Here is a 16,075-nt window from a genome sequence, read left to right as displayed (position 1 = left end):
CTTATGAATATTACATTTTACGCTGTACCTCACCTTGTACCTTCATTAAGGATGATTCTATGGCTACTGGTCATTTTCTGAGGATTGGCGACAAAACAACGTGCGGCGGTAGTATTCTTTCAGGTTCCCCAAATCACAGCTTTGGAGGGATTGCGACCGCGAGAAATGGCGATTCTGTCTCTTGTGGTAAAGATGGCAAGGTATACCATATCGCAGGTGGTATACCCACTTACTCGATTCATGGAGTTGCCGCAGCAGGTACTTTGCATAGCCGCAGTACATGCCCCTGTAACGCAAGTTTCATTTCGTCATTCCCAAATGCTTCCTATTGGGTCGAGGAAAAGAAAGCAGTTAAGGCTGTCCCTGTAGTTACTGCTGCCCCTTTAGCTGCTCCTGAACCTGCAAAAATTGCAGAGCCTGAACAACATGCACAAGCCGCTAAAAAGAAGGTAGAAGCAAAACGCGAACCAGTAGATCCTGGCTTCTGTGTACTTCCTTACGGTGCTGATACTGGAGCCTATGAAAGATATCTGTTCGAAAGTGAACCGCCAGCAGGAACACGCGAGCTTTATCGCTCTCTTAACGGGGCAGGTAAGGAATACAAAGCAGGTTCTATTCTGCTGGTTGTTGATCCTGAAAAACAGGACAGTGATCAAATCGCACATATGCAGGCTGCAAAACAACGTATTGATACAGCATTAGAACCGCTTACACATAAAGAAGCCAATTTCTTACATAACCACTATGCAACAATAGCTAACTTTAGCAACATCGCCGATAAAGGAATTGGCCTTGCTGCCGAACCTGTCGGGAAGTATTTCGAAAATATAGAGAAGATCCTGAAAGAAATTCAAGAAACATACAAAAATACTTACATGACCAGAGGGGCTTTAATTGGCGAACAGTTCCATGTAAAACGTGCTCAACTATTCAATGAACTTGATCGTGTACTTAAAGTCGGTTTCCTTAATAAAGGTATGAAACTCGGTGAGTACAGCAACTTAAAAAGTGCACTTGGTCTATCAACTAAATCGATAACTCATAAATGGAATGAGACAGGAATAAGTGATATTGATGGTTATGCTACCCATTTAGAACGAGCTGCAAAATATGTAACAGCTATGCGATATGTTGGTTATTTAGGAATTGGATTTAGTGCTCTGCATTCAATCAATGAAATTAATGAGGCTTGTTCTGTTGGTCGTGAAGATGAATGTACCAAAAAGAAATACACCGAAGTTGGTAGCTTTTCTGGTGGCATAATTGGAAGCATCGGAGGCGGAGCAATAGGCACAGGTATATGCACTGTAGTATTAGGTGCTTTGACAATAGAAGCCGCTGGGGCTGGTGCATTAGCTTGTGGTGTAATTCTTGGTACTGGTGGAGGTTATGTAGGCGGTGAATTCCTATCGGATCAAGGTGAAAATCTCGGTGAACTTATTTATAAAACGGTAGGTGAATAGTGGGCATCCTATCTGCGACATCAACACTATTGTGTATAGTCTTCGGATTTATCGCAATCGGGTATTCTGTTCTAAAAAACAAACAACATCTTTTGTTGTGCGATATTTTTAAAGAACGATTCGGTTATGTACCAGCAGGAATAATTCTTGCACAAGCAGGTGGGATATTCTTAACCTTCCAGAAAGATTTTTATTTCATCTTCCCATTCGTATTTAAAAAGGGAACTTTTCCGGTCAGAAATATGGATTCTGATCATTATGATTTCATCAAAGGTTTACCCAATGAAAAGGTATCATGGCTAAAAATTAAGTTTACTTTGTTTTTATTAATGGTTGTTTTATTTCTTTTTACTATCATAACTTCTCTCCTCTCTATCTAAGCATTGTTTATAAAGCCGCTTATGCGGCTTTCCTTGTACGTATATCCGAAAGCGATTAGATTACTCGCCTTTAGATCACGAAATGTAGATTTTGAGATGCATAAGAATGGCTTCTGCGTAGCATTTTCTATTTATCCAGTTTTCCTTCGGCAATCAGGAGATGTAAGCAGGCGAAATCCTGGCCCCTACGCTGGCATTATTCAAATCAGGTTTCTTAGCCTTCACGCAGAAGCACATCCCGAGTCGAATGTTACGCCAGCAGCATAAGAGAGGCGGCGAGTGAAAGCAATATGACTACCTCTTAAGAGGTATTACCAGTTAGCACGGTTCTACATGATCTCGATCAACCAGCCACCGCCGAAAAACAAGCCTAATGCTCCGGGCCCGCAAACCATGCTGTTTAATCCTGGCTATCCGTTTCAGAGGAACCTGATGAAACTGCTCTCGCTTATCCCGCACTGGCACCACTGGCAGGATGTTGTAATTATTCGTGCTAATGCTGTTGCCCCGAATGGCAGAAGCTATTTTTCGACTCATATTACTGCCCGTTGCAGAAGCTGCGACCAGACGCTGCATCGCGTCTACTACCGCGATATCAGCGACGCGCAGGCGCGACGCTGGCTGGGCTAGAGAATGCGCTGCTGGGTGACGCTTTTCGCAACAACATGTTAGGCTGATGTTACCTGATGCCGATAACAGACGCGCTATGCCTGGCTTGCTTGATACCCTTACCCATCAGATTTACCTTTCCGCTCCGCTGTTTATTTTGATTTTTCTTGGCTATGCCCTGACGCGCATTGGCAAATGGCCGCTCACTATCAGCGAAGGCATGAACCGCTTTGTCTTTAACGTCGCCCTGCCCTGCATGCTGTTCCGCGTAATGAGCGACTTCTACAAAAGCCCGCCGGTGGATGTGCGGCTGCTGCTGGCCTTTTTCGGCAGCTGCTTGCTAATTTTTATCCTTGGCCGCCTGCTGGGGGCGCGGCTGTTCAAGCTCGACGGCGTCGCGGGCACGGTTTTCGCGCTCGGCGGCATCTTCTCCAACAATGTGATGCTCGGCATTCCGGTGGCAACGGTGCTGCTCGGCCCGCAGGCGCTGCCGTCGGTGGCGCTGGTGCTGGTGTTCAACAGCCTGATCCTCTGGACACTGCTGACGCTCTCGGTGGAGTGGGCGAAACAGGGCAGCTTCTCGCTGAAGGGCATCGGCCATACCCTGCTCATCGTGGCGAAGAATCCGCTGATTATCGGCATCCTCAGCGGCACCGCCTGGAGCTTTTTAAAGCAGCCGCTGCCGGCCATTGCCGCCGAGCCGCTGCGCATGCTCGGCGCTATCGCCGCGCCGCTCTCGCTGGTAACGCTCGGCATGAGCCTGGCGCACTATCGCGTGCGCGACGGGCTGCGTGAAAGCTATACCATCTGTTTGCTTAAGCTGATTTTGCAGCCGATGACCATCTGGGCGATCGCCTGGCTGGTGCATCTGCCGCCGCTGGAGAGTCGGGTTGTGGTGCTGCTCGGTTCGATGGCGGTTGGCGTCAACGTCTACCTGATGTCGCAGAAGTTCAACGTGCTGACCGGCCCGGCGGCGGCAAGCATGCTCTTTTCTACGCTATTCGCGGCGGTGACGACGCCGGTATGGATGATGCTGATGTCGTGGGCAGGCTATTAAAAAAAAGCCCCGAGACAGAGGTCACGGGGCGGTTGCGTGGCTATCGCAAAAGGTTATTCAGCCGGTTTGGTGCGGATCAGATAGTCAAAGGCGCTCAGTGAGGCTTTTGCACCTTCGCCGCTGGCAATGATGATCTGCTTGTACGGCACCGTGGTGCAGTCGCCCGCCGCGAATACGCCTTTCAGGCTGGTTTCGCATTTCGCATCAATCAGGATCTCGCCCATTTTGTTGCGCTCTACCGCGCCTTCCAGCCAGCTGGTGTTCGGCAGCAAACCGATCTGCACAAAGATACCGCTCAGCGCGATGTCGTGCGCCGTCTGATTGTTGCGATCGATATAGGCCAGGCCGGTCACTTTGCTGCCGTCGCCTTTCACTTCTGTCGTCTGCGCGTTCAGGATCACATCGACGTTTTTCAGGCTGCGCAGCTTGTTCTGCAGCACCTGGTCGGCGCGCATTTCGCCCGCGAACTCCAGCAGGGTCACGTGCTCGACGATGCCCGCCAGATCGATAGCCGCCTCAACGCCGGAGTTACCGCCGCCGATGACCGCAACGCGCTTGCCTTTGAACAGCGGACCGTCGCAGTGCGGGCAGTAGGTGACGCCTTTGGTGCGATACTGCTCTTCACCCGGCACGCCCATGTTGCGCCAGCGTGCGCCGGTGGCGATGATGATACTGCGTGATTTCAGCACGGCGCCGGAAGCGGTTTCAATGGCGTGCAGACCGCCCGCTTTCGCCGCCGGAATCAGCTTGATGGCGCTCTGGGTATCGATCACGTCAACGTCGTAGTCGTCAACGTGGGCGCGCAGCGAGCCAGCCAGCTTCGCGCCTTCGGTTTTCTGCACGGAGATATAGTTTTCAATGTCTACGGTGTCGAGCACCTGGCCGCCGAAACGCTCGCCCATCAGGCCGGTGCGGATGCCTTTACGCGCCGAGTAGATCGCCGCCGCCGCGCCTGCCGGGCCGCTGCCGACGATCAGCACTTCATAGGCGTCGCGCTTGTTCAGCTCTTCCGCCGCGCGCTTCTCAGCGTTGGTGTCAACTTTGCCGACGATCTCAGCGAGGCTCATGCGGCCCTGACCGAACGCTTTACCGTTCAGGTAGACGGCCGGCACGCCCATCACGTTGCGCTCGGTGATTTCATTCTGGAACATGCCGCCGTCAATCGCCGTGTGCGAGACGCGCGGGTTGATAATCGCCATCAGGTTCAGCGCCTGCACCACGTCAGGGCAGTTGTGGCATGACAGCGAGTAGTAAGTTTCGAAATGCAGGTCGCTATCCAGCGACGCCACCTGGTCAAGCAGGCTCTGCGCCTCTTTCGACGGATGACCGCCGGTCTGCAGCAGCGCCAGCACCAGAGAGGTAAATTCGTGACCCATCGGCGAACCGGCAAAGCGCGGGCCGCTGTGCGAGCCAGGGTTAGCGATCAGAAAAGAGGGTTTACGCACCGGACGATCGTTCTCTTCGCGGAAGCTGACTTTTTCAGACAGGCTTGCGATATCCGCCAGCAAATCGCGAATTTCCGCTGATTTGGCACCATCGTCCAGGGTGGCGATCAACTCAACAGGCTTGGTTAATTTCTCAAGGTAGGCCTTGAGCTGGGTTTTTAAATTTGTGTCGAGCATAGTGAGTTCCTGTCAGAAGAAATCGGGTGCCGCAGCACCCGATAGAGAAGATCGAAAAGCCGGTGTGGAAATTAGATTTTGCCAACCAGGTCCAGAGACGGAGCCAGGGTTGCGTCGCCTTCTTTCCACTTAGCCGGGCAAACTTCGCCTGGGTGGGAAGCGACATACTGAGCAGCTTTCACTTTACGCAGCAGGTCAGACGCGTCGCGACCAATACCTTCAGCAGTGATTTCGATCGCCTGGATGATGCCTTCCGGGTCAACGATAAAGGTACCGCGGTCAGCCAGACCTTCGGCTTCGCGCATGATTTCGAAGTTGCGGGTCAGCGCGCCAGTCGGGTCGCCGATCATGGCGTACTGGATTTTCGCGATGGTGTCAGAAGAACCGTGCCAGGCTTTGTGGGTAAAGTGGGTGTCGGTAGAAACAGAGTAGATATCTACGCCCAGTTTCTGGAATTCTTCGTAGTGGTCAGCCACGTCACCCAGTTCGGTCGGGCAAACGAAGGTGAAGTCAGCCGGATAAAAGAAGAACACACTCCATTTACCTTCAACGTCTTTCTCAGTTACGTCAATGAATTCACCGTTTTTAAACGCAGCGTTTTTGAACGGTTTGATTTTGGTATTAATGATAGACATCTGAAGTCCTCCGCTAAAAGATGTGATGTACGTTACAAAATTTTCGGGCCAACTTCTAATACGCAGTCGTTATCAATCAGATAAACGAAAGCTATCAAACGCGGCAAGCCGCACCGCTATTGACGCCGCACCGGCATTCTACACGCAAAGCACCTTGATTTAACGCGGTTTATCTTTTCTTCGCAGAACTGCTAATTTTGTAGAGACGCTTATTAATGACGAGCCAGCGCCCTCTCTCCCGCTTGCGGACAGGCCAGCACTCTGATTGCCGTTAAGGAAGTTTACCGTGCAGATACGTTCTTATACCGAAGCCGATCGTCCGTTCCTGCGCACGCTGTTTCTTGCCGCGCGTCGCCATAACTGGCGCTGGCTCGACGACAGCCACTGGCAGCTGGAAGATTTCGACAGCGTGATTCTGGGCGAAACCGTCTGGGTGGCCGAGCTTGAAGGACATCGCGTCGGTTTTGCCGGCGTGCTGGAAAATGACAACTTCCTTCACAGCCTCTACGTCGATCCCGCTTATCAGGGCCGCGGCGTCGGTGCCGCGCTGCTGGAGAGAGTGCAGGCGAATTTTACCAGCACCGGCGCGCTGAAATGTTTGTTGATGAACAACGCTGCGCAGGCGTTCTATTTAAAGCACGGCTGGAAGATCATCGCGCAGGGTGAGAGCGAGCAGGGAAAATATCTGCTGATGCACTTTCCGCTGGCGTCCTGAGTAGACGCCAGCGGCGCGCGGTTAAAGCGCGCGGAAAGCGATGTCGCCGGGGATCACTTCGCCCTGCCAGTAGAGACGCGAGGCGACGCGGCCCGCCAGCTGGCGGTAGAGCGCGGTAAATTCACTGTCGGGTCGGCGGATCACCGTCGGTTCGCCATCATCCAGATCTTCGCGCAGGTTGATATGCAGCGGCAGCTGCGCCAGCAGCTGCGTCTGATAGTCGGCCACCAGCTTTTCCGCGCCGCCGGTGCCGAAGATCGGCTCGTGGAAACCGCAATGGCTGCAGATATGCAGGCTCATATTCTCCACCACGCCGAGCACCGGCACGTTGACCTTCTCGAACATCACCATGCCTTTGCGCGCGTCGATCAAGGCAATATCCTGCGGCGTGGTGACGACAATCGCGCCGGTTACCGGCACGCTCTGCGCCAGCGTCAGCTGGATGTCGCCGGTGCCGGGCGGCATATCGAGCACCAGATAGTCGAGATCCGGCCACAGCGTCTCATTAAGCAGCTGCATCAGCGCCTTGCTCGCCATCGGTCCGCGCCACACCATCGCATTATCATCGGTCACCAGATAGCCGATGGAGTTGGTGGCGAGGCCGTGCGCCATAATCGGCGCCATATGAGTGCCGTCCGGCGAGGTGGGACGCTCATGCTCGGTACCCAGCATATTGGGCACCGACGGACCGTAAATATCCGCGTCGAGAATGCCGACGCGCGCCCCTTCCGCCGCCAGCGCCAGCGCCATATTGACGGCGGTGCTCGACTTGCCGACGCCGCCCTTGCCGGAGCTGACGGCAATAATGTTTTTCACGCCGTTTACGCCGGGCTGGCCTTTGACGCGCTTCAGGGTGGCGATATCGTGGCGCAGCCGCCAGTCGATCGCCTGGGCGCCGGTCAGGCGCAGCAGCTCGGCGCTGGCCTGCGCCTTCAGCTCTTCAAACGCGCTCGCCCAGGCGAAGGGCATGCAGAGTTCGATATGCAGCTTGCCGTCCAGCAGCGCCACATGATGCAGCGCTTTCAGTGCGGTGAGGTTGCGATCGAGGGTCGGATGCCGGAAGCCGCTTAACACGCCCATAACCATGGCGCGTAAGGCTTCAGGTGAATGTGATGTCCGGGATTGTGCTGTCATCCCCACTCCTTGTTATTTTTTCTGACGCTGGGTTCAGCGGTAACACAACAATGATATCAGATGTCGAGGCGGTCAACGCCAGACCGCCCTTGTGTTTACGCCCGCCAGGGCATGAGTTACCATCTAAGCCCGTTTTTTCAATCAACAGAAAGCTACGCAAACTATGACTCAAGTCGCTAAAAAAATAATGGTAACGTGCGCCCTGCCGTACGCGAACGGATCGATCCATCTCGGCCACATGCTCGAGCATATCCAGGCAGATATTTGGGTGCGTTACCAGCGAATGCGTGGCAATCAGGTCTATTTCATCTGCGCCGACGATGCGCACGGTACGCCGATCATGCTGAAAGCACAGCAGTTGGGCATCTCGCCGGAGCAGATGATTGCCGAAATGAGTCAGGAACATCAGGTCGATTTCGCCGGCTTCAACATCAGCTACGACAACTACCACTCGACGCACAGCGACGAAAACCGCGTGCTGTCGGAGCTGATCTATACCCGCCTGAAAGAGAACGGTTTTATTAAGAACCGCACCATCTCTCAGCTCTACGATCCGGAAAAAGGGATGTTCCTGCCGGATCGTTTTGTGAAGGGCACCTGCCCGAAATGCAAATCGCCGGATCAGTACGGCGACAACTGCGAAGTGTGCGGCGCGACCTACAGCCCCACCGAGCTGATCGAGCCGAAGTCGGTGGTTTCCGGCGCAACGCCAGAGATGCGCGACTCCGAGCACTTCTTCTTCGATCTGCCGTCGTTTAGCGCCATGCTGCAGGCCTGGACGCGCTCCGGCGCGCTGCAGGAGCAGGTAGCCAACAAGATGCAGGAGTGGTTCGAATCCGGGCTGCAGCAGTGGGATATCTCCCGCGATGCGCCCTACTTCGGCTTTGAGATCCCTGATGCGCCGGGCAAATATTTTTACGTCTGGCTGGACGCGCCGATCGGCTATATGGGCGCGTTCAAGAACCTGTGCGACAAGCGCGGCGATATCGATTTTGACGAGTTCTGGAAGAAAGATTCCACCACCGAGCTCTATCACTTTATCGGCAAGGATATCGTCTACTTCCACAGCCTGTTCTGGCCGGCGATGCTGGAAGGTAGCCAGTTCCGCAAGCCTAACAATCTGTTCGTGCACGGCTATGTGACGGTAAACGGCGCCAAAATGTCTAAGTCGCGCGGCACCTTTATTAAGGCGAGCACCTGGCTGCAACATCTGGACGCGGACAGCCTGCGCTACTACTACGCCGCCAAGCTCTCTTCACGCATCGATGACATCGACCTGAATCTGGAAGACTTCGTGCAGCGCGTGAACGCCGATATCGTCAACAAGGTGGTGAATCTGGCGTCGCGTAACGCTGGCTTCCTGACCAAGCGCTTTAACGGTCAGCTTTCAGCCGAACTGGCGGATCCGGCGCTCTACCAGACCTTTGTCGACGCCTCTGAGAAGATTGGCGAAGCCTGGGCGAGCCGTGAGTACAGCCGCGCCATTCGCGAAATCATGGCGCTGGCCGATCTGGCTAACCGCTATGTAGACGAGCAGGCGCCGTGGGTGGTGGCGAAGGAAGAGGGGCGCGACGCCGATCTGCAGGCGATCTGCTCAATGGGCATCAACCTGTTCCGCGTGCTGATGACCTGGCTGAAACCGGTGCTGCCGAGCCTGAGCGAGCGCGCCGAAGCGTTCCTTAACAGCGAACTGCGCTGGGATGCCATTGCGCAGCCGCTGCTTAATCACCAGGTGGCGCCATTCAAAGCGCTCTATGGACGTATCGAAATGACGAAAGTTAACGCGCTGATTGAAGCGTCGAAAGAAGATGCCGCCGCGGCCAGCCAGCCGGCAACCGGCCCGCTGGCGGATGCGCCGATTGGCGATACCATTACCATTGACGATTTCGCCAAAGTCGATATGCGCGTAGCGCTGATCGAACACGCCGAGCTGGTGGAAGGTTCTGATAAGCTGCTGCGTCTGCAGCTCGATCTGGGCGGCGAGAAGCGCCAGATCTTCTCCGGCATCCGCGCGGCCTATCCGGATCCGTCGGTGCTAATCGGCAAAATGACGATTATTGTCGCCAACCTCGCGCCGCGTAAGATGCGTTTCGGCGTGTCGGAAGGCATGGTGCTGTCAGCGGGTCCGGGCGGCAAAGATCTGTTTGTGCTCTCCGTCGACAGCGGCGCGCAGCCGGGCATGCCGGTTAAGTAAGGGGACTGGCTGTCGATTTGGCAGCCACGCTCAATGCCTCAGAGCGGGTGGCCTGGACCGAAGAGCAAAGCGTCCCGCGACAAGGATGTCGCGGGCCGAGCTGGCAGGGATGCCGCCTTTTGCGTCTTTGCGATCGGGCCAGGCCACCCGCGACGGGCACGTAGTTAAAGCCCCAGGGCGACAGCAATGTCGCCCTTTTTTATCCCATGTCGCGTATGATGTTGTGCAGTAAAAACAGGAGCCTGCTATGCCCACCGTGCTGTCTCTGTGCTGGCGCTACGTGCGCGCCTTCGTCATCATCTATCTCTGCCTCTATGCGGGCAACGCCCTCTCCTTGCTGCTGCCTGTCACCATTCCCGGCAGTATCCTCGGCATGCTGACGCTGTTTGCCCTGCTGGCGACGCAAATCCTTCCGGTGGAGTGGGTAAAACCCGGCTGCCACCTGCTGATCCGCTATATGGCGCTGCTGTTTGTGCCCATCAGCGTTGGGGTGATGAACTACACCGACGTTCTCAGCGCGCAGTTCGGTCCAGTCGTGGTCTCTATCGTGGTCAGCACTTTTCTGGTGTTGACGATAGTCGGCTGGAGCGCCCATAAAATTCATACGCGCAGCGTGCAGGAGAAGCCCAGTGAATGACATCTGGTGGTCGCTGCCGCTCAGCGTCGGGGTTTTTATGCTGGCGCGTCGCCTGGCGGCGAAGCTGAAAATCTCGCTGCTCAATCCGCTGCTGGTCGCGATGGCGATCATTATCCCGCTGCTGCTGGTGCTGCAGATCCCCTACGCGCGCTATTTCGCCGGCAGCCAGATCCTCAATCAGCTGCTGCAGCCCGCAGTGGTCGCGCTGGCGCTGCCGCTCTACGAGCAGATGCATCAAATCCGTGCGCGCTGGAAATCGCTGATCGGCGTCTGCTTTATCGGCAGCCTGACCGCGATGGTCTCCGGCACCGCTATCGCGCTGTGGATGGGCGCGACGCCGGAAATTGCCGCGACCATTCTGCCTAAATCGGTCACTACGCCCATTGCAATGGCGGTCTCCGCCTCGCTGCACGGCATCCCCGCGATCAGTGCTATTTGCGTGCTGATCGCCGGCGTGCTCGGCGCAGTCTTCGGCCATATGGTGCTGAACCTGCTGGGGATAAAAACTCGCGCGGCGCGCGGACTGGCAATCGGCAATGCCTCGCACGCGCTCGGCACGGCGCGCGCGGCGGAGGTGGATTACCAGGAAGGCGCGTTCAGCTCGCTGGCGCTGGTGCTGTGCGGCATCATCACCTCGCTGCTGGCGCCCTTTATTTTTCCGCTGCTGCTGCACGCGTTTGGGTAAAACTTTGCGATAGATCTCGCAAAGTTGAAACGATGCAAATCTGTTGCATTGTCAGAGCGATACAGATCACATATAACCCCTCTGGCGGCAATGGGCCGCCTGATATAAACGAGGCTATCATGCATCCACGTTTCACCTCCGCCTTCGACGCGCTGCCCGCCGATCTGCAAAGCGCGCTGCGCCCGATTCTTGACGACGCGCAGTTTCAGGCGGCGCTGACGCCGGAGCAGGTCGCATCGCTGATGCAGCAGACCCGGCTGGATGCCGACGCCCTTGCTCTGGCGCTGCTGCCGCTGGCGGCAGCTTGCGCGGTAGCGCCGGTCTCACGCTTCAACGTCGGCGCCGTAGCGCGCGGCGTCAGCGGTTGCTGGTACTTCGGCGCGAATATGGAGTTTGCAGGCGTGGCGATGCAGCAAACGGTCCACGCCGAACAGAGCGCGATTGCGCACGCCTGGCTACGCGGCGAGCCTCGCCTGGAGGCGGTCACGGTTAACTACACGCCGTGCGGCCACTGTCGCCAGTTTATGAACGAACTCAACAGCGGCACCGATCTGCGCATTAGCCTGCCCGGTCGCGGCGTCAGCACCCTGGCGAACTACCTGCCGGACGCCTTCGGCCCGCGCGATTTGAACATCACTACCCTACTGCTGGATAAGGTCGATCACGGCTATCAGGCGGAAGGCGATGCGCTCGCGCAGGCGGCCATCGCCGCCGCCAGCCAGAGCCATGCGCCATACAGCGGCTCGCACAGCGGCATTGCGCTGCGCACCGCGAGCGGCGCGACGGTTACCGGGCGCTACGCCGAGAACGCCGCCTTCAACCCGAGCCTGCCGCCGCTCCAGGCGGCGCTGATCCTGCTGAATATGCAGGGTGAAGCCTGCGAAAATATCGAGGCCGCCACGCTGGCCGAAGTGGAAAACGCCACGCTGAATCAGTTCGCCGCGACGCAGGCGACCCTGGCCGCGCTGGGATGCAAACAGCTGAGCTGCGTCACGCTGCACCGAGGCTGAGGCACAGCACACGCTTTCCAACACTGGCGCTATCTTTTATTTACAAAAGCTGTACATCGGCGAGAAATTTCATAGGATCGTGCGCCAGCAACACACAAAAAGAACGACTGGCGTCTGAGCTTTGCCAGACAACACCGCAACCGGAGCATCCCTTCATGGAACATGAGTACGAAAGTAAGCGTCCGCTGTACATCCCCTACGCTGGCCCGATCCTGCTGGAATTTCCCCTGCTGAATAAAGGCAGCGCCTTCTCACTGGAAGAGCGCAACGAATTTAACCTCAACGGCCTGCTGCCTGAAGCGGTTGAGAGCATTGAAGAGCAGGCAGAGCGCGCCTGGCGTCAGTTTCAGGACTTCAAAAACAATAACGATAAGCACGTCTACCTGCGCAACATTCAGGACACCAACGAAACCCTCTTCTATCGCCTGCTCGACAACCATCTCGAAGAGATGATGCCGATTATCTATACCCCAACCGTCGGCGCGGCCTGCGAACACTTCTCCGAGATCTACCGCCGCGCGCGCGGCGTTTTTATCTCCTATCCGAATCGCGATCGCATCGAAGACATGCTGCAGAACGCGACCAAGCAGAACGTAAAGGTGATTGTGGTCACCGACGGCGAGCGTATTCTCGGCCTCGGCGATTTGGGCATCGGCGGCATGGGCATTCCTATCGGCAAGCTGTCGCTCTATACCGCCTGCGGCGGCATTTCGCCAGCCTATACGCTGCCGGTCGTGCTGGACGCCGGCACCAACAATCAGCAGCTGCTTAACGATCCGCTCTATATGGGCTGGCGTCATCCGCGCATCACCGGCGAAGAGTACGACGCCTTTGTTAACGACTTTATCCAGGCGGTTAAACGCCGCTGGCCGAACGTGCTGCTGCAGTTTGAAGACTTTGCGCAGAAAAACGCCATGCCGCTGCTGCAGCGCTATCGCGACGAGATCTGCTGCTTCAACGACGATATTCAGGGCACCGCCGCCGTGACCGTCGGCACGCTGATCGCCGCCAGCCGCGCCGCAGGCAGCCGCCTGTGCGAGCAGAAAGTGGTGTTCCTCGGTGCAGGCTCCGCCGGATGCGGCATCGCCGAGCAAATTATCGCGCAGATGAAATCGGAAGGCCTGAGCGACGAAGAGGCGCGCGGCCGCGTGCTAATGGTCGATCGTTTCGGCCTGCTGACCGACAAGCTGCCGAACCTGCTCGATTTCCAGAGCAAGCTGGTGCAGAAGAGCGAGAACCTGAAAGCCTGGGACACCGCCAGCGATTCTATCTCGCTGCTGGACGTGGTGCGCAACGCCCGTCCCGATATTCTGATCGGCGTCTCCGGCCAGCCGGGCCTGTTTACCGAAGAGATTATCCGCGAGATGCATAAGCACTGCGCGCGTCCTATCGTAATGCCGCTGTCGAACCCGACATCGCGCGTCGAGGCGACGCCAGCGGATATTATCGCCTGGACCGACGGCGCGGCGCTGGTCGCGACCGGCAGCCCCTTCTCGCCGGTAAGCTGGAAAGGCAAAACCTATCCAATCGCCCAGTGCAACAACTCCTATATTTTCCCGGGCATTGGGCTGGGCGTCATCGCCTCTGGCGCGACGCGCGTCACCGACTCGATGCTGATGACGGCAAGCCGCGCGCTGGCCGACTGTTCGCCGCTGGTGAATGAGGGCGAAGGTCCGGTGCTGCCGGAGATCAAAGATATTCAGGGCGTGTCGAAACTCATCGCCATGGAAGTGGGCAAAGCGGCGCAGCTGGCGGGCGTCGCGGTGGTGACGTCGGAAGATGTGCTGTCGCAGGCGGTCGCCAACAATTTCTGGCTGCCGCAGTATCGTCACTATCGTCGTACCTCAATCTGACAACCGGTCGCCGGGCCGTTTCAGGCCCGGCTGCCGCGCAAAAATCCATCAGCCAACCGGCGTTGCCTTGCTTCGTAACCGCTCCTCAAGTAGCCTTGATGCACCCATTTTTCCCGATCTCGAGCGCTCGCGCGTATGTTGAAACGCGTTTTTATTGGTCTCTTATTCATCATCTTACTGATGGTGGCGACCGCGCTCGGCCTGGATCGCTGGATCAGCTGGAAAACTGCGCCCTATATTTATGAAGATGTCGCCTCGCTGCCGCACCGTCAGGTTGGCGTGGTGCTGGGCACCGCCAAGTATTACCGCACCGGCGTCTATAACCAGTATTACCTCTATCGCATTCAGGGCGCGCTGAACGCCTATAACAGCGGCAAGGTTAACTATCTGCTGCTGAGCGGCGACAACGCCATGAGCAGCTATAACGAGCCTATGACCATGCGTCGCGATCTGATCAAAGCTGGCGTCGATCCGCAGGATATCGTGCTGGACTACGCCGGTTTCCGCACGCTCGACTCTATCGTGCGCACGCGCAAGGTGTTCGACACCAACGACTTTATTATTATCACCCAGCGCTTCCACTGCGAGCGCGCCCTGTTTATCGCCCTGCATATGGGCATTCAGGCGCAGTGCTACGCGGTGCCGTCACCGAAGAATATGCTCAGCGTCCGCTTCCGCGAGGTGGGCGCGCGCCTCGGCGCGCTGGCCGATCTTTACGTGATGAAGCGCGAGCCGCGCTTCCTCGGCCCGCTGGTGCCGATCCCGGCGGTGCATGAGGTGCCGGAAGATGCGCAGAGCTATCCGGCGGTAACGCCGGAGCAGCTGCTGGAAAGCGAGCAGAAAGCGCGGAAATAGAAAATAGAAAGAGCGGCTCGCAGGCCGCTCTTAAAAACAGATAATGTGCTCACGCGGATGGCAGGGTTCGATCGCAAAGTCGCTCAAGGCATCCCTGCTCGCTCGACCCGCGACATCCCTGTCGCGGGACGCTTTGCTCTTCGAACCCTGCCACCCACGTTTTGACGCCCAGGCTGTCTGCAACAAGCCTGAGCGATCTCTTTGACTTACTTCTTGCGCGAATACTTCAGCGAATCCAGCGCCACGGCGAAGATAATAATGCCGCCCTTGATAATGTACTGCCAGTAAGGGTTAACGCCGATATAGGTCAGACCGTAGTTGATCACGGTAAAGATCAGCACGCCGGTCACTACGCCTGCTACCGTACCCACGCCGCCAGCAAAGGAAACGCCGCCCACCACGCACGCCGCGATGGCGTCCAGCTCATACATAAAGCCGAGGTTGTTGGTGGCGCTGCCGATACGGCCCGCTTCCAGCATGCCGCCGAAGGCGTAAAACACGCCGGACAGCGCATAGATCAGAATCAGGTTAAGGTTGACGTTCACGCCAGAGACCTTCGCCGCTTCCGGGTTGCCGCCGATAGCAAAAATATTCTTGCCGAAGCGGGTCTTGTTCCAGAGGATCCAGATGAAAATGATGGCGGCAATTGCGTAGAAGGTAATGTAAGAGAGCTTGAAGTCGCCAAAGCGCAGGAAGCCCTGAGCAAACTTCGAGAAGCCGCTGTCAAAGCCCGCAATCGGCGACGCGCCAACAAAATCGTAATAGAGCGAGTTGATGCCGTAGACGATAATCATGGTGCCGAGCGTGGTAATAAACGGCGTCACCTTGAGGTAGGCGATGATCAGGCCATTCACCAGACCAATAACGCCGCCGATCACGCACACCACCAGAATCACTACCGGAATCGGCACGGTATCCAGCGTCGGAAACACCTTGTTGGCGTTATCCATCGACTGCAGCAGCGTCGCCGCCACCACCGCCGCCAGCCCCACCTGACGACCGGCCGACAGGTCGGTGCCCTGCGTAACGATTAGTCCCGCCACGCCGAGCGCGATAATAATACGCACCGAGGACTGGGTCAGAATATTACTCAGGTTCATCAGGCTTAAAAAGGTCGGATCCTGGAAAATAATAATCGCCAGCAGAACCAGCAGAACGACATAAATGCCGCCCTCTTTCAGCCAGGTTAGCGCATTCTTTTTAGTAGTCGCTTTCATGTTAACAGC

At 56.5% G+C, this 16,075-nt stretch carries 14 protein-coding genes; 10 read left to right on the top strand and 4 right to left on the bottom strand.

The window, feature by feature from the left end:
• The first annotated feature begins 59 nt into the window (after window positions 1-59).
• The 3 genes from ACR6A7_RS00865 to ACR6A7_RS00855 all read left to right on the top strand — a co-directional run bounded on the left by ACR6A7_RS00865 (window position 60) and on the right by ACR6A7_RS00855 (window position 3,509).
• Window positions 60-1,463, top strand: a complete 1,404-nt coding sequence (locus tag ACR6A7_RS00865) for a PAAR domain-containing protein (RefSeq protein WP_434122859.1) — start codon at window positions 60-62, stop codon at window positions 1,461-1,463.
• Between the two features lie 812 nt (window positions 1,464-2,275).
• Window positions 2,276-2,473 (top strand): hypothetical protein, encoded by a 198-nt coding sequence (locus tag ACR6A7_RS00860; protein WP_434122857.1) that lies wholly within the window; start codon window positions 2,276-2,278, stop codon window positions 2,471-2,473.
• 76 nt (window positions 2,474-2,549) lie between these two features.
• Window positions 2,550-3,509 carry an AEC family transporter gene (locus tag ACR6A7_RS00855; RefSeq protein WP_434122856.1) on the top strand — a complete coding sequence of 320 codons (960 nt, stop codon included), beginning with the start codon at window positions 2,550-2,552 and terminating at the stop codon, window positions 3,507-3,509.
• Between the two features lie 53 nt (window positions 3,510-3,562).
• Here ACR6A7_RS00855 and ahpF read toward each other — a convergent pair whose 3' ends face one another.
• Window positions 3,563-5,131, bottom strand: a complete 1,569-nt coding sequence (gene ahpF / locus ACR6A7_RS00850) for an alkyl hydroperoxide reductase subunit F (protein ID WP_434122855.1) — start codon at window positions 5,129-5,131, stop codon at window positions 3,563-3,565.
• Window positions 5,132-5,202: 71 nt separating this feature from the next.
• Entirely contained in the window at window positions 5,203-5,766 is a 564-nt protein-coding gene (ahpC, locus tag ACR6A7_RS00845; protein WP_010617942.1) for an alkyl hydroperoxide reductase subunit C, read from the bottom strand.
• Window positions 5,767-6,052: 286 nt separating this feature from the next.
• Between ahpC and ACR6A7_RS00840 the strand changes: the two genes are divergently transcribed.
• Window positions 6,053-6,481, top strand: a complete 429-nt coding sequence (locus ACR6A7_RS00840; RefSeq protein WP_434122854.1) for a GNAT family N-acetyltransferase — start codon at window positions 6,053-6,055, stop codon at window positions 6,479-6,481.
• A gap of 21 nt (window positions 6,482-6,502) precedes the next feature.
• Here the strand turns inward: ACR6A7_RS00840 and apbC are convergent, their stop codons facing one another.
• Window positions 6,503-7,615, bottom strand: coding sequence for an iron-sulfur cluster carrier protein ApbC (apbC, locus tag ACR6A7_RS00835; protein ID WP_434122852.1), 1,113 nt, complete (start codon window positions 7,613-7,615; stop codon window positions 6,503-6,505).
• Window positions 7,616-7,778: 163 nt separating this feature from the next.
• Here apbC and metG point away from each other — a divergent pair, with 163 nt between their 5' ends.
• The 6 genes from metG to sanA all read left to right on the top strand — a co-directional run bounded on the left by metG (window position 7,779) and on the right by sanA (window position 14,849).
• A complete protein-coding gene (metG, locus tag ACR6A7_RS00830; protein WP_434122851.1) occupies window positions 7,779-9,809 on the top strand; it encodes a methionine--tRNA ligase in 2,031 nt (676 codons plus the stop codon).
• A gap of 247 nt (window positions 9,810-10,056) precedes the next feature.
• Window positions 10,057-10,446: a CidA/LrgA family protein gene (locus tag ACR6A7_RS00825; RefSeq protein ID WP_434122850.1), complete on the top strand. Its 390-nt coding sequence runs from the start codon at window positions 10,057-10,059 to the stop codon at window positions 10,444-10,446.
• Window positions 10,439-11,131 carry a CidB/LrgB family autolysis modulator gene (locus tag ACR6A7_RS00820; protein WP_434122848.1) on the top strand — a complete coding sequence of 231 codons (693 nt, stop codon included), beginning with the start codon at window positions 10,439-10,441 and terminating at the stop codon, window positions 11,129-11,131. Before ACR6A7_RS00825 ends, ACR6A7_RS00820 begins: the two co-directional genes overlap by 8 nt.
• Before the next feature lie 119 nt (window positions 11,132-11,250).
• Complete coding sequence (gene cdd, locus ACR6A7_RS00815; protein ID WP_434122847.1) at window positions 11,251-12,141, top strand: cytidine deaminase; 891 nt, start codon at window positions 11,251-11,253, stop codon at window positions 12,139-12,141.
• Between the two features lie 155 nt (window positions 12,142-12,296).
• On the top strand, window positions 12,297-13,994 hold the full coding sequence (locus tag ACR6A7_RS00810; protein ID WP_434122846.1) for an NAD-dependent malic enzyme: 1,698 nt from the start codon (window positions 12,297-12,299) through the stop codon (window positions 13,992-13,994).
• A gap of 135 nt (window positions 13,995-14,129) precedes the next feature.
• The gene (gene sanA, locus ACR6A7_RS00805; RefSeq protein ID WP_434122845.1) at window positions 14,130-14,849 is read left to right on the top strand and encodes an outer membrane permeability protein SanA; all 720 of its coding nucleotides are present in this window, start codon (window positions 14,130-14,132) and stop codon (window positions 14,847-14,849) included.
• A gap of 206 nt (window positions 14,850-15,055) precedes the next feature.
• Here the strand turns inward: sanA and mglC are convergent, their stop codons facing one another.
• Window positions 15,056-16,066 carry a galactose/methyl galactoside ABC transporter permease MglC gene (gene mglC, locus ACR6A7_RS00800; RefSeq protein ID WP_434122843.1) on the bottom strand — a complete coding sequence of 337 codons (1,011 nt, stop codon included), beginning with the start codon at window positions 16,064-16,066 and terminating at the stop codon, window positions 15,056-15,058.
• Between the last annotated feature and the right edge of the window lie 9 nt (window positions 16,067-16,075).

This window comes from Pantoea phyllosphaerae (assembly GCF_051025595.1).
In the GTDB taxonomy this organism is placed as follows: domain Bacteria; phylum Pseudomonadota; class Gammaproteobacteria; order Enterobacterales; family Enterobacteriaceae; genus Pantoea.
This window is presented reverse-complemented; position numbering and strand designations above follow the sequence as displayed.

What these genes read in the sequence shown, in the direction of transcription:
- ACR6A7_RS00865 (WP_434122859.1), top strand. Translation starts at nt 60, where the DNA reads ATGGCTACTGGTCATTTTCTGAGGATTGGCGACAAAACAACGTGCGGC.
- ACR6A7_RS00860 (WP_434122857.1), top strand. Translation starts at nt 2,276, where the DNA reads ATGAAACTGCTCTCGCTTATCCCGCACTGGCACCACTGGCAGGATGTT.
- ACR6A7_RS00855 (WP_434122856.1), top strand. Translation starts at nt 2,550, where the DNA reads ATGCCTGGCTTGCTTGATACCCTTACCCATCAGATTTACCTTTCCGCT.
- ahpF (WP_434122855.1), bottom strand. Translation starts at nt 5,131, where the DNA reads ATGCTCGACACAAATTTAAAAACCCAGCTCAAGGCCTACCTTGAGAAA.
- ahpC (WP_010617942.1), bottom strand. Translation starts at nt 5,766, where the DNA reads ATGTCTATCATTAATACCAAAATCAAACCGTTCAAAAACGCTGCGTTT.
- apbC (WP_434122852.1), bottom strand. Translation starts at nt 7,615, where the DNA reads ATGACAGCACAATCCCGGACATCACATTCACCTGAAGCCTTACGCGCC.
- metG (WP_434122851.1), top strand. Translation starts at nt 7,779, where the DNA reads ATGACTCAAGTCGCTAAAAAAATAATGGTAACGTGCGCCCTGCCGTAC.
- ACR6A7_RS00825 (WP_434122850.1), top strand. Translation starts at nt 10,057, where the DNA reads ATGCCCACCGTGCTGTCTCTGTGCTGGCGCTACGTGCGCGCCTTCGTC.
- cdd (WP_434122847.1), top strand. Translation starts at nt 11,251, where the DNA reads ATGCATCCACGTTTCACCTCCGCCTTCGACGCGCTGCCCGCCGATCTG.
- ACR6A7_RS00810 (WP_434122846.1), top strand. Translation starts at nt 12,297, where the DNA reads ATGGAACATGAGTACGAAAGTAAGCGTCCGCTGTACATCCCCTACGCT.
- sanA (WP_434122845.1), top strand. Translation starts at nt 14,130, where the DNA reads ATGTTGAAACGCGTTTTTATTGGTCTCTTATTCATCATCTTACTGATG.
- mglC (WP_434122843.1), bottom strand. Translation starts at nt 16,066, where the DNA reads ATGAAAGCGACTACTAAAAAGAATGCGCTAACCTGGCTGAAAGAGGGC.